General features: G+C 72.2%; 11 protein-coding genes. 6 read left to right on the forward strand and 5 right to left on the reverse strand.

Annotation, left to right across the window (positions count from 1 at the left end; translation table 11 throughout):
* Positions 1-5 precede the first annotated feature (5 nt).
* Positions 6-1,469, forward strand: coding sequence for an NAD-dependent succinate-semialdehyde dehydrogenase (locus NOSIN_RS22865; protein ID WP_077692705.1), 1,464 nt, complete (start codon positions 6-8; stop codon positions 1,467-1,469).
* Positions 1,470-1,598: 129 nt separating this feature from the next.
* On the opposite strand, the gene NOSIN_RS22870 is transcribed toward NOSIN_RS22865, so the two are convergent.
* From NOSIN_RS22870 to NOSIN_RS22885, 4 genes are all read right to left on the reverse strand, one after another.
* Positions 1,599-2,288: a GntR family transcriptional regulator gene (locus tag NOSIN_RS22870; protein ID WP_077692706.1), complete on the reverse strand. Its 690-nt coding sequence runs from the start codon at positions 2,286-2,288 to the stop codon at positions 1,599-1,601.
* Positions 2,289-2,346: 58 nt separating this feature from the next.
* A complete protein-coding gene (locus NOSIN_RS22875; protein ID WP_077692707.1) occupies positions 2,347-3,099 on the reverse strand; it encodes a maleate cis-trans isomerase family protein in 753 nt (250 codons plus the stop codon).
* Between the two features lie 32 nt (positions 3,100-3,131).
* Positions 3,132-3,932, reverse strand: coding sequence for a maleate cis-trans isomerase family protein (locus NOSIN_RS22880; protein WP_077692708.1), 801 nt, complete (start codon positions 3,930-3,932; stop codon positions 3,132-3,134).
* Between the two features lie 166 nt (positions 3,933-4,098).
* Complete coding sequence (locus NOSIN_RS22885; protein WP_077692709.1) at positions 4,099-4,581, reverse strand: DUF3830 family protein; 483 nt, start codon at positions 4,579-4,581, stop codon at positions 4,099-4,101.
* Between the two features lie 310 nt (positions 4,582-4,891).
* On the opposite strand from NOSIN_RS22885, the gene NOSIN_RS22890 reads away from it, so the two are divergent.
* The 3 genes from NOSIN_RS22890 (at position 4,892) to NOSIN_RS22900 (ending at position 8,343) form a co-directional block, all read left to right on the forward strand.
* Positions 4,892-5,911: a D-2-hydroxyacid dehydrogenase gene (locus NOSIN_RS22890; protein ID WP_077692710.1), complete on the forward strand. Its 1,020-nt coding sequence runs from the start codon at positions 4,892-4,894 to the stop codon at positions 5,909-5,911.
* Positions 5,912-5,940: 29 nt separating this feature from the next.
* Positions 5,941-7,455 (forward strand): amidase, encoded by a 1,515-nt coding sequence (locus tag NOSIN_RS22895; RefSeq protein ID WP_077692711.1) that lies wholly within the window; start codon positions 5,941-5,943, stop codon positions 7,453-7,455.
* 216 nt (positions 7,456-7,671) lie between these two features.
* Positions 7,672-8,343 (forward strand): response regulator, encoded by a 672-nt coding sequence (locus NOSIN_RS22900; protein ID WP_077692712.1) that lies wholly within the window; start codon positions 7,672-7,674, stop codon positions 8,341-8,343.
* Between the two features lie 81 nt (positions 8,344-8,424).
* Here NOSIN_RS22900 and NOSIN_RS22905 read toward each other — a convergent pair whose 3' ends face one another.
* On the reverse strand, positions 8,425-10,170 hold the full coding sequence (locus NOSIN_RS22905) for a sensor histidine kinase (protein WP_077692713.1): 1,746 nt from the start codon (positions 10,168-10,170) through the stop codon (positions 8,425-8,427).
* A gap of 304 nt (positions 10,171-10,474) precedes the next feature.
* Here NOSIN_RS22905 and NOSIN_RS22910 point away from each other — a divergent pair, with 304 nt between their 5' ends.
* Positions 10,475-11,569, forward strand: coding sequence for a hypothetical protein (locus NOSIN_RS22910; protein WP_143832979.1), 1,095 nt, complete (start codon positions 10,475-10,477; stop codon positions 11,567-11,569).
* Between the two features lie 347 nt (positions 11,570-11,916).
* Positions 11,917-13,158 (forward strand): hypothetical protein, encoded by a 1,242-nt coding sequence (locus NOSIN_RS22915; RefSeq protein WP_077692715.1) that lies wholly within the window; start codon positions 11,917-11,919, stop codon positions 13,156-13,158.
* Positions 13,159-13,242 lie beyond the last annotated feature (84 nt).

Below are 13,242 nucleotides of genomic sequence, written 5' to 3' on the forward strand. Positions count from 1 at the left end.
TGAACATGTCGGATCAGGAAGCACGGGTCGTCGCGCAGGTGGACAAGAAGCTGTTCATCGGTGGAACGTGGCGCGACGCCTCCTCGGGGAACACCTTCCCCGTGGAGGACCCCTCCACCCGCGAGGTGCTCTGCGAGGTCGCGGACGCGGGGAAGGACGACGCCCTCGACGCCCTGGAGGCGGCGCACCGGGCCCAGCCCGAGTGGATGAGGACGCCGCCGAGGAGGCGCAGCGAGATCCTGCACCGCAGCTACGAGCTGCTCATGGAACGCCAGGAGGACCTGGCGGTCCTGATGACCCTGGAGATGGGCAAGCCCCTGGCCGAGGCCAGGGGGGAGATCGCCTACGCCGCGGAGTTCCTGCGCTGGTTCGCCGAGGAGGCCGTCCGCATCGAGGGGCGGTTCTCCATCTCACCCGACGGCAAGTCGCGCTTCCTCGTCATGCGGCAGCCGGTCGGCCCCTCCATGCTCATCACCCCCTGGAACTTCCCCATGGCGATGGGCACCCGCAAGATCGGCCCCGCCGTCGCCGCCGGGTGCACCATGGTGCTCAAGCCCGCCCAGCAGACGCCCCTGTCCGCCCTCGCGCTCGCGGGCATCATGGCCGAGGCGGGCCTGCCCGAGGGCGTCCTCAGCGTCATCCCCGCCACCGACCCCGGCTCGGTCACGGAGCCGCTGCTGAGCGACGGACGTATCCGCAAGGTCTCCTTCACCGGGTCCACCGCGGTCGGCAAGAAGCTGCTGGAGCAGAGCGCCGGGCAGGTCCTGCGCACCTCCATGGAGCTGGGCGGCAACGCGCCCTTCCTGGTCTTCGACGACGCCGACATGGACGCCGCCGTGGACGGGGCGATGCTCGCCAAGATGCGCAACATCGGTGAGGCCTGCACGGCCGCCAACCGCATCTACGTCCAGGCGGGGGTCGCCGAGGAGTTCGCCGAGCGCCTCAGCCGGCGCATGGGCGAGCTGCGCGTGGGCCGCGGCCTGGACGAGGGGGTGAACGTGGGGCCGCTCATCGACGACAAGGCCCGGGACAAGGTGCAGCGCCTGGTGGACGACGCCGTGAGCCGGGGCGCCCGCGTGCTGGTCGGCGGCGGACCCGGTGAGGGGGCGGGCCACTTCTACCAGCCCACCGTGCTCGCCGACGTGCCCCCCGAGGCCGAGCTGTCCACCACCGAGATCTTCGGCCCGGTGGCCCCGGTGCTGCCCTTCGAGACCGAGGAGGAGGCGCTGCGGCTCGCCAACGACACCGAGTACGGCCTGGTCAGCTACCTCTACACCCGCGACCTCAACCGGGCGCTGCGGGTCAGCGAGGACCTGGAGACCGGCATGGTCGGCCTCAACCAGGGCGTGGTCTCCAACCCGGCCGCGCCCTTCGGCGGGGTGAAGCACTCCGGCCTGGGCCGCGAGGGCGGCAACGTCGGCATCGAGGAGTTCCTGGAGACCAAGTACGTGGGGATCGGCGGGATCTGACCCCACCGCGGCCCGGGTCCAACGGTTCCGGGGCTCCGTGGGGAGCGGACAAGGCGCTCCCCACGGCGGCTCCGGCCGGCACGCGGGCCCCCGAGGACGGCGGCGCCGCCCCGGCCTCCGCCGGGGCGGTCAGGCGCCGGAGCCCGCCTCCGGGCCCGGGGAGCCGCCGTTGATGCGGTCGACCGTGTCCATCATGTGCGTCTCGATCAGCCGCATCAGCTCGTCCTCCGCCCCGTGCACGATCGCGTCCAGGATGCGCCGGTGCTCGTCCAGGATCTCCTCCGGCTCGGGGTACACGTCCTGCATCACCGTCAGACACATCCGCGTCTCGACCAGGAGCGTCTGCGCCATGCGCTCCAGACGGCCGTTGCCCGCGCAGCTCACCAGGGTCTGGTGGAAGGCCTGGTCGGCGTCGCTCATCGCGTTCCGGTCCCGGCCGGCCGCCGCCTCGACGAGCCGGTCCACGGCCGGGGTGAGCCGTGCGACCGCCTCACCCCGGTTGCCGCGCATGATCAGCTCGCACGCGGTCCGCTCGACGGCGAGCCGGGCCACGTAGATGTCCCGTACGTCGGCCGGGGCCAGCTCACGCACGAACAGGCCCCTGTGCCGCTCGCTGCGCAGCAGCCCCTCCTGGACGAGGCGCTGCATCGCCTCGCGCAGCGGGCCCCGGCTCACTCCGAGCTGCCCGGCCAGTTCCGACTCGCCGAGCTGGTCCCCGGGAGCGAGGGAGCCGTACATGATCGCCGACCGAAGCTGGTCGGCGATCAGCTCGGCGGTGGAGCGCCGGGGCACGGGTCTGAGCTGTCCGGGGGACGGCATGGGTGCCTTCCTTTCGATTCGGGACACAACAGGACGAGACAGCGGGCACGCGTCGAGGCTAACGGGAGGCCAGGGCGCTGTTGACGGCGGCCGAACCGGAGCGCAACAGCACTCCCGGCCCCCTGCCCTGGCCCGCGGTCACCCCCGCCAGACGCAGTCCCTCCCACACGCTCACCTGGTTGGCGGTGAGCACGGTCTTGCCGAGCAGCGCCTCCAGGGGGTCGATCAGGTGCGCGCTGTGCAGGGCGGTGTCCGGCACCAGGACGGCCTCGGCCCGCGGGTGGTCGTTGGAGATCACGAAGTCCAGGACGTCGTCCGGGTCCAGACCGCCGACCTCGGCGGCGGTGGCGATGCCGTGGCTGGCCATCGACAGCACGGTCACCCCGGCCTCGGTCAGGAACTCCACGAACCGCTGGGCGACGTCGTCGGGGTAGGTGGCGGCGATCGCCACCCGCGACACGCCCAGTTGGCTCAGCGCGTGCACGAAGGCGAACGAGGTGCTCGACGACGGTGCCCCGGCCGCCCGGCGCACCCCCTCGATCTGTCTGCGGGCGCCCTCCCAGCCGAACACGAAGCTTCCGCTGGTGCACGCCCACACCGCCGCGTCCACCTCCATCGCGGCCAGCTCCCGGGCGCCCCTGTCGAGCACCTCGTCGCCGCCGACGTCGAGCAGGGCGTCCACCCGGTGCGCGTCCTCGCGCATGAGCGTGTGCACCACGGAGAGCTCGACGTCCCCTCCGAGCAGGTCGGCGAAGGCCTTGTAGTCGTCTTCGGCGCTGAAGCCGGGGTAGAGGAATCCGACGCGGGTCATGTGGCTTCTCCTTCTCGTCACGGCCCGCGGGACTACGCGGCGCTCGGTGCGGCGACGTTGATCAGGCTCTGTCCGTGGGCCACGGCCTGGCGGTCCGCGGCGCGCATCACCGCCCACATGGTGACCTGGTTGGCCGCGATCACCGGTTTGCCCAGCTCCCGCTCCAGCGGCGCGATGATGTCGTAGGTGAGGACGTTGGTGCAGCTGATGAACACCGCCTGGGCGTCGGGCCGGTCCACCGAGTGCACCGCCGCGGACACCTCGGCGTAGGTGACCCGCCAGATGTGGCTGAGCAGGCCCAGCCCCACGCTGGAGGTCACTTCGACGCGGTGCTCGGCGAGGTAGGACAGGAGCCGGTCGGTCACGCTGTCCACGTAGGGCGTGACGACCGCGATCCGGTTGACGTCGAGCGCGTCCAGGGCCCGGACCAGAGCACCGGACGTGGTGACGGCGGCGGGTGCGCCGGCGTCCACCATGGACTGGTGCAGGCGCTGTTCCCCCGCCCTGCCGTGCACGAAGCTGCCCGAGGCGCACGCGTAGCCGACGGCCAGGGGTTCGGGGGCGAGCAGCGCGCGGACCGCCGGGGCCACGTGCTCCTCCCGGGACAGGTCGGCGGCCTGGTCCACCGTCACCGGTACATGCACGCACGGCAAACGCGTGACGTGCAACGAGACGTCGTCCGGCGTCCAGCGCCACAGCTCGCGGTCGAGCGCGAAGTCGTAGGGCGCGATGACACCGACTCCCGCCTGCCACGGCGTCCGTGTGGTCGCGGCCAGCTCGACGATCTGGTGTTCCGCGTCGGTGCCGTTCATGTGGTCTCCATCGGTCCGCATCGGTCACTCACCTCCCGGGAATGCGTTGTCGTTCCTTCGTCGGTACGGGCATGGGCTTGCGCGCTCAGGACGCGGGCGCCACCCGTGTCCGGTGTCGTGGTCGGTACGGGTGCCGCCCGTGCGCGGTGACGCGGACGCGAGGACACCGTGCGGCCCCGGCTCCGGATCAGCGTTCCAGGCGCTCGTACAGCAGCCGCTCGCCGACGCTCCCGGAGCGCCAGACGTCGTTGCAGGCCTCGGCCATGGCGGGCAGGTTCTCGACGACGGTGGCGAACACGTTGCCGGGAACCCAGCCGACGTCGCCGTTGAGAAGCAGGTTGTTGCGTCCGTAGAACAGGGCGAGGTCGATGACGCCGGGCAGGTGGTCGATCCCCTTCTCCTCCTTGAACGAGCGGTCGAGCATGCCGCCGTCGAAGGAGAAGTAGACGACGTCCCCGGGGATCGGGGTGACGGTGGGGTTCTCCTGGCCGGGCTCGGCCTCGGCGAACCTCGGCACCATCGTGTAGACCTCGTTGCGCGCGTACTTGGCGTGTTGGACGGCGTCGCCCTGGGGCAGGGCGCTCCACACCGCCTCACAGGTACGGGGCGCGTCCTTGTCCAGGAGTTCGGCCACGCAGGAGACCCCGCGTCCGGCCAGAGTGATGGTCATGTACCTGGGCAACTGGGGTGGTCCCTTCGACGTCGGGTGGCGGGACTCGCGGGAAACAGCCCCCGCGACGGGGCTGTTGATTGTCGACAATCCTATGTTCCACAGGCGGGATGCGGCAATAACCCCGATGCGAGTGGGTATCCCGTGCGCGTCAGAGCTGGTAGGAGAGGTGCCGGTTCGGGGGAAACGACCGGTTTGTTTATTGTTGACAATCCTATGTCGGCTCCCTAGCGTTTCCCATGCAGGGCGATCCCCGCATTCCCGACGACCTCTCTGAACCACCGCATCCAACCGGAGAGTGCACACGCCCGTGAACCGTCTCACCTCGACGAACAGCCCCAGAGTCCTCGTCCTCCACGGCGACGACCTACCGCCCGGACACAAGCGGCTGGACGATGATCCACGCCTCGGCGAGGTCGTCTACGCCACCGCCGACGAACTGTCGGCCAAGCTGCCCGGCACGCACGTCCTGCTGGTGTGGGACCTGTTCACCGAGGCACTCGCCTCCGCCTGGCACGAGGCCGACTCCCTGGCCTGGGTGCACGCCGCCACCGCCGGGGTGGACAACCTCATGTTCCCCGGCCTGGTCGACGGCGACGCCGTGGTCACCAACTCGCGCGGGATCTTCGACGAACCCATCGCCGAGTACGTGCTCGGCCAGGTCGTCGCGTTCGCCAAGGGCTTCCACCAGACCTGGGACCACCAGCGCGAACGCCGCTGGGAGCACCGGGAGACCGAGCGGGTGTCGGGTCGGCGGGCCCTCGTGGTGGGAACCGGTCCGATCGGCCGCCACATCGCCCGCAAGCTGACGGCCGTGGGCATGGACGTGTGCGCCTCCGGCAGCCACGCGCGCGAGGGGGACCCCGACTTCGGCACCGTGGTCGAGTCCAGCCTCTCCGAGCACGGTGCCGACGGCGGCCCGACCCTGCTCAGCAGGCTGCCCGGGGCCGACTACGTGGTGGTCGCGGCACCGCTCACCGACTCCACCCGGGGCCTGGTGGACCGACGCTTCCTGGGGCAGATGAAACCCACCGCGCGACTCGTCAACGTGGCGCGCGGGCCCATCGTGGTCCAGGCCGACCTGGTCGCCGCCCTGGAGGGCGGTGTCATCGCCGGCGCCGCGCTGGACGTGTTCGAGGACGAGCCGCTCAAGGCGACCTCCCCCCTGTGGTGGCTGCCCGGATCGGTGGTCTCACCGCACATGTCCGGCGACGTCGTCGGCTGGCGCGAGGACCTCATGGACCTGTTCCTCGACAATCTCGCCCGCTGTCTGGATGGGCGCGAACTGCTCAACGTGGTCGACAAGAGCCGCGGCTACGTGCCCGGCTGACCCTTGATGGCGTGACATGGGAGGCTGAAGTGACGATCCGTTCCGACCGGGCCGGGACCGAGGACGCGGGGGCGGCCATCGGCACGGCCGAGGGCGCCCTGGGGGCCGCCGCGGTTCCACACGCGCGGCCCGGCGAACTCGCGACACCGGCCGACCTGTCCGCCGAGCAGCTGCTCACGGCCTACGCCACCGGGAGCCTGTCCCCGGTGGAGGCCGTCGACGCCGTGCTGGAGCGCATCGAGCGGGACAACCCGGCGCTCAACGCGTTCTGCCTGGTGCGTCCGGACGAGGCCCGCGAGGCGGCCCGCGCGTCCGCCGCGAGGTGGCGCCGCGGTGAGCCCGCCGGCGCCCTGGACGGGGTACCGGCCTCGATCAAGGACGTCCACCTCACCAGGGGGTGGCCCACCCTGAAGGGATCGGTCACCAGCTCCCAGGAGGGGCCGTGGGAGGAGGACTCCCCCGTGACGGCCCGGCTGCGGGAGAGCGGCGCGGTCCTCGTCGGCAAGACCACCACGCCCGAACTGGCGTGGAAGGGCGTCACCGACGGCCCGCTCACCGGCGTCACCCGCAACCCGTGGGACCTGTCCACCACGCCGGGCGGCTCCAGCGGCGGGTCCGCGGCGGCGGTGGCGTCCGGGATGGGTCCGCTGTCCACCGGCACCGACGGGGGCGGATCGATCCGCATCCCGGCCAGCTTCACCGGCGTCTGCGGGATCAAGCCCACGTGGGGCCTGGTGCCGCACTACCCGGCGAGCCCGTTCGGCTCGCTGGCGCACACCGGGCCGATGGCCCGCACCGTGGGCGACATGGCGCTGATGCTGGAGGTCGTCGCCCAGCCGGACCCGCGCGACTGGGCCGCCCTGGCGCCGCCCGCGCCCGGGATCGGCGACGTGCGGCTGCGCACCGACGCCGAGGAGCTGGTACGCGGCATGCGGATCGCCTACAGCCCCACCCTGGGCGGGTTGGACGTGGACCCGGAGGTGGCCCGGGCGGTGGCCGACGCGGTCGCCGTGTTCGAGGAGCTGGGCGCCCGGGTGGAGGAGACCGATCCCGACCTGCCCGACTCCCGGGAGGCCTTCCACGTGCTGTGGTACTCCGGGGTGGCCAAGGCCACGGACGGGCTCACCGACCGTCAGCGGGACCTGCTCGACCCGGGGCTGCGGGAGATCGCCGAGGAGGGGCTGACCTACTCGGCGAAGGACTACCTGACCGCGATGGCCCTGCGGATGGAGATGGGCCTGCGGATGGGCCGCTTCCACGCCGAACACGACCTGCTGCTGACCCCGGCGGTGCCGGTCACGGCGTTCGAGGCGGGGCTGGAGTCGCCGCCGGAGCTGGAGGGCGAGCGGTGGACCGCGTGGGCGGGGTTCAGCTATCCGTTCAACATGACCCAGCAGCCCGCCGCGAGCGTGCCGTGCGGGTTCACTCCGGCGGGTCTGCCGGTGGGGCTCCAGGTGGTCGGGCCCCGTCACGCCGACGCACGGGTGCTGGCGGCCTGCCGGGCGTTCGAGATCGCCCGGCCCTGGGCCGACCGGAGGCCGTGAAATCGAATTCGTACTGTGGCCCCGGATGCGGACGACGGTGTTCGGACCCGGGGTGATCAGGCCCTTTGTCACCCGGACGAAGGAGAATTATCCCTTTACAGGACCTTCGTCCGGGCAGTTCGGTGCCTAACGGCCCACGCGCCGCCCTTCGCACGTATTACCGTTTTCCTCGGAGCGGTGTCTGGACGGCGGTGACGCAGGGATGAGGATGGGCCGATGACGGGCGGTGGAGCCAAGGGCGCTCGCAAACAGATCAGGGTGTTCCTGGTGGACGACCACGAGGTGGTCCGCCGCGGGGTGGCCGCCCTGCTGGAGACCGAGGACGACATGACCGTCGTCGGTGAGGCCGGGACGGCGGAGCAGGCACTGGCGCGGATCCCGGTGGTCCTGCCCGACGTCGCGGTCCTCGACGTGCGGCTGCCCGGCGGATCGGGCGTGCAGGTGTGTCGGGAGATCCGCTCGGACCATCCCGAGATCGCCTGCCTGATGCTGACGTCGTTCGCCGACGACGACGCCCTGTACGACGCCGTCATGGCCGGCGCGGCCGGGTACGTGCTCAAGCAGATCCACGGCGCCGACCTCGTGGGCGCGGTGCGCACCGTGGCCTCCGGCGGCTCGCTGCTGGACTCGGGCAGCACCGGCGCGATGCTGGAGCGGCTGCGCGGCGCCCAGGCCGAACCGGACCCGCTGGCCGAGCTGACCCCGCAGGAGCGGCAGATCCTCGACCTCATCGGCGAGGGGATGACCAACCGGCAGATCGGCGAGCGCCTGTACCTGGCGGAGAAGACCGTGAAGAACTACGTGTCCGCGCTGCTGTCCAAGCTGGACCTCAAGCGCCGCACGCAGGCCGCCGTGCTCGTCGCCGAGCTGCGCGGCCGCCGCTACTGACGCCGGTACGCGCCGACGGGAGCGGGGCCGTCGAAGGACGGCCCCGCTCCCGTCGGTCACACCGTCGGCGTCGGCGGTGGCTCAGAAGCTGCTCGGAGGCGGCACGGCGTCGTCGGGAACGGGCACCCGCCACACCAGCACCGTGCCCCCGCCCTCGTTCCTGCTCGCGGTGAACGTGCCGCCCAGTGCCCGGGCCCGCTGCTCCAGGTTGCGCAGTCCGCTGCGACGCCCCTCCTCGGGCAGTCCCACGCCGTTGTCGGTCACCGTCAGCGTGAGGACCGTGGAGTGGCCCTTGGCCGCGGTCTCCTCCACCACCACCGACACGTGCACCTCCGTGGCGCGTGCGTGCCGGGCCACGTTGGTCAGCCCCTCGCCGAGCACCGCGAGTAACTGCTCGCCGATGTCGTCGGGCACGGAGGCGTCGATCGGCCCGTCCAGGCTCACCCCCGGATGGCACCCCAGGCTGTGCGCCGTGTTCTCGGCCAGCCTCAGGACGCGCTCGCGCAGTGACGTGTCCATGTGGCTCGGCGGGTTCTGGAGGTCGAAGATCGTCGAGCGGATCTCCCGGATGGTGCCGTCCAGCTCGTCGATGGTCCGCTGGACCCGCTCCTCGGCCTCGGGAGAGGCGATCAGCCGCATCGTGCTCATCAGCGTCATCGCCGACGCGAACAACCGCTGGATCACCACGTCGTGCAGGTCCTTGGCGATCCGGTCGCGCTCCTCCAGCACCACCAGGCGCTCGCTGTCGCGCCGCGCCTCGGCCAGTTCGAGGGCCACCGCGGCCTGCACCGAGAAGCCGTGCAGCATGCGGCGTATCGCCGCGGTGAACGGCGCCCGGTCGGCCAGTTTGCCCAGCAGCAGCACTCCGCGCGTGTTCCCCGGTGTACCCAGGGGCACCACCAGGCCGGGGCCGTAACCGCGATGGGTGAGCATCGGGCAGTTCGCCCGGCCCAGGTCGGGGATCCCCTTGGCCTCGCCCGTCTCGTACACCCATCCGCAGACGGAGTCGTGGATCTCGACCGGCGTCCCCAGGATCTCCTGTGCGATGGGGCCTTCGGCGATCTCCGCGAACAGATGCCCCCTGGCACGGGGATCGGGCAGCATGACCACGGCCGTGTCCGCGTCGCCGATCTCCCGGGCCTGCGCCGCCATGTGGGCGAGCACCTCGGTGGTGTCGGCGCCCGACAGCAGGCGGGTGGTGACCTCGGTGGACGCGGCCAGCCACCGCTCGCGCAGCCGCGCCTCCTCGTACAGGCGCGCGTTCTCGATCGCCACACCGGCCGCGGTGGCCAGCGCGGTGACCATCGCCTCGTCCTCCTCGTCGAACTCCCCTCCGTTGGCCTTCTCGGTGAGGTAGAGGTTTCCGAACACCTCGTCCCGCACCTGGATGGGCACACCGAGGAAACCGCCCATGTTCGGGTGCCCCTCGGGGAATCCCTCGAAGTCGGGGTGTTCGCGCAGGTCGGTCAGGCGCAGTGGGGCCCGTTCGTGCAGCGGCACCCCCAGAACGCCCCGGCCGTGTGGGAACCGGTGGATCTTCGCGGCCTGTTCCTCGGTGATCCCCACGGGGATGAACTCGCTGAAACCACCGTCCTCGTCCACCACGCCCAGGCCCGCGTACCGCGCACCGGCCAGTTGCGCGGCCACCTCGGTCAGCCTGCGCAGCACGGTCGCCAGGTCCAGGTCGCCGCCGATGGTCAGGACCGCCTGGAGCAGCGAGTGGACACGGCCGTGCGCGGACAGGCGGGAGTCCAGCGAGTGCACCTCGGTCAGCAGGTCGTCCATGTTCTTGGAGGACAGCGAATGGCTCTGGGGGATCTCGGTCATGTGTGGGTCAACCTCCGCAGAGCCGGTCGGGCGGTCGGGCAATGCGCGCTTTTCCTGGGGTGTAATGGTCGAATTGTCGTTGGTTTTTCTCCGGTTTGCCACATCTGCTGCTCAGAGGCCGGTTCCGGAAGGGCAGGAATTCCCGGGGATTGAGGGTTCCGGTCGTCTAATTCATGCTAACGTCGCGTCCAGCGAACGCACGAAGGTCGACCCGACCTCGCGTTCCGCGGCCCGGCACACGCTGCCCACGGCAACGTGACCGGCCCCCGTGTCAGCCCGCGTCCCATGGCGGAAGGAACCCCCGGTGTCTGGAGTCCACGGTCTCACGAACGCCTCCGGCGTTCGTTTCGCCGTGCTCCCCGCACCGGTCCGGCGGGCGCTGCTGCTCTCCGCCCTGGTCTTCGGGGCTCTGGCCGGCGCATGGCTGGCGACCCCCGACCCCGTGTCGGCGCAGGAGAAGTCGGCGCCCACCGCCGTGGTGCACGGGGCCGAGGCCGGCGCCGGAGGACAGGGGCAGGGGGCTCCCGCGGAACAGGTGCTCCCGGAACAGGCCGGTAACGCGGCCCGCCCGAGCGCGGGCCAGGCGGACACGGGTCGAACGGACACGGCTCAGACGGACAAGCCCCGGTCCGACGCGGCCCAGACGGGCACGGGTCGGCCGGAGACGGTCCGGACCACCGCGGCGGACGCCGACCGGGCGCCCAGCGGCCGGGCCGACACCGCCCGCACCGACACCTCCGCGCGCACGAACGCTTCCACGAACGCGAACGCGGACACGGAGCGCCGTGTCCTGGCGGCTCCCGGCAGGCTCGACAAGCCCGTGACCGGAGCGGTCGCCGCCATGGGGAGGAAGACCACCCGCGTGGTGTTCGACGCCTCCGCCGCCGTAACCCCGGGTCTCGGGACCGGAGGCAACGGCGTCGCGCGGCAGGTCCGCGACACCGCCCCCGGGATGCCCGCCTTCGTGGAGGACCGCTTCGCCGCGGACGCGGCGTCCGACACGGAGCCGGAAGCCGAGAAGCCCTCCGCCGAGGGCGCCGGTCCGGACGGGGACGCACGGGTCGGGGAGGGCGACACCGTCCTGATCGGCTCGGGCCACGCTACCGGCGCGGTCTCCACCGAACTCCGTTCGACCCAGGACACCACGGCGCGGTACTCCGCCGACCGGGTCACCGAGAGCGTCCCCGCGCCCCTCACGGGCGAGGCCGTCGCCTCCTCGGCGTCGGGCACCACCGCCACCGGCTCCGCGCCGGGTGGCGCGACCGGCGGCGGCGTCGCGGGCTACCTGCCCACCACCGGCGCCCCCGCACCGGCCCCCGGCCAACTCCAGGCCGCCTGGCACGTCCTGCGCTCGGTTCCCGCCGAGTCCGCCGACGAGCCGACCTTCTCGCCCGACTAGCGGGCCCTCTCCAGACGGTCGCTCCGCGACCTGTTCTCTGGCACCCCCTTCCCAGCCCCGGAACGCTCACGAACGACCACGGTGAGCCATGAGTCCGGACGCCTCTGGGGATTGACGTGAGCCGCGCACCCCGAACGCGGGGTTCACGTCAGTCAGTGGCCAGCCAGACCCACGACTGATGACCGGCCGAGCCCCGCCGCTCCCTCCAGGTGCGACAGGCTCCCCCACCGGAAAGCTCGAACCAGACGGACCCTCCTCCCGGCCAGGGGAGCGGAGCCGTCGGGCGGCGGGGAACGACATCCGCCCCGCTCGCGACAGCCACATACGACACTCCGGAAGGAACACACATGTTCAACACCGCCCGTACCTCCGCCAGGACCATGCTGGTGGCCGCCGGCGCCGCGGGCTTCGTCGCCCTGGGAGCCGGGATCTCGGGGGCGGACGCCCTCGGTGGTGTCACGGACGGGCTGCCCCTGAACGACCTGGGCAGCCAGGTCCCGGCATCGCTGACGGAGGGCGTCTCCACGCCTCTGGGCGACCTGGTCAAGGTCGAGCCCGGCCAGCTCTCCGCCCAGCCGGACGTGCGCCGCCAGTCCGCGCCCGAGCAGCCCCTCAGCGGAGCCGTCGGGGACACCGTCTCCACCGACACCCCGGTCGAGGCCGGTGAGGACAACGCCGCCAACGTCGGTCCGCTGGACCTGAACACCGTGACCGAGGGCCTGCCGGTGGGCCAGGCCTCGTCGAGCCCGCTGTCGGGTCTGCTGGGCGGTGCGAGTCCGCTGGGCGGCCTGGGCGGTGGCACGCTGCCGCTGTCGCACGCTTCGACCACCCCGCTCTCCGCGAGCCCGGTCTCGTCGAGCCCGCTGTCGGGTCTGCTGGGCGGTGTGAGCCCGCTGGGCGGTCTGGGCGGTCTGGGCGGTGGCACGCTGCCGCTGTCGCACGCTTCGACCACCCCGCTCTCCGCGAGCCCGCTGGGCGGCCTGGGCGGCGGCACGGACCTGCTGAGCGGACTGGGCCTGGGCGGCGGCACGCTGCCGCTGAGCCACGCCGAGCCGTCCGTGCCCCTGTCCGGCTCCACGGAGAAGGTCGGCGCCACCGTCGACCGGCTGGGCTCGGCGGTCGAGCAGGGGACCCACGAGGTGGGCGGCAACCTGAACGGCCTCGACGCCACCCTGCCCACCCCGGGCGAGCCGCTGCCCCTGGCCGCGGCCATGGACGGCCCCGTCGCTCCGGTCAACGGCCAGAACACCGACCTCGACCTGACCGGCGGCGCCGGTGACGCGGTCTCCGACCTGGTGCTGTCCGACGACGTGATGCCCATGTCCGCCGGGAGCAACCCGCTGCCCCAGCCCCTCGGCGCCGCTCCGACCGAGCTGCTGCCGGTGTCCGAGGACGCCCTGCCCGTGGCCGGCTCCGAGGTCGCCGCCGCCACCGAGATGGTCACCGAAACCGCGCGCACGACGCAGCTGGCACCCGTCGGCGACTCGCTGGGCAACGACCTGGTCGGCGTGGAGGGCATGCCCGAGCTGGGCCGGCCCGACGTCGACGCGGGTGCGCTGAAGGACACGCTGCCGGGTGACCTCGTCTGACCTTCCTGGAACGTGCGCCCGTCGATCGTGGCGGGCGCACCGGCCTCGGGCGGTGAGCGGGACCACCCACCGCTGACTGGGGCG

This window comes from Nocardiopsis sinuspersici (genome assembly GCF_001998325.1).
Lineage (GTDB): Bacteria > Actinomycetota > Actinomycetes > Streptosporangiales > Streptosporangiaceae > Nocardiopsis > Nocardiopsis sinuspersici.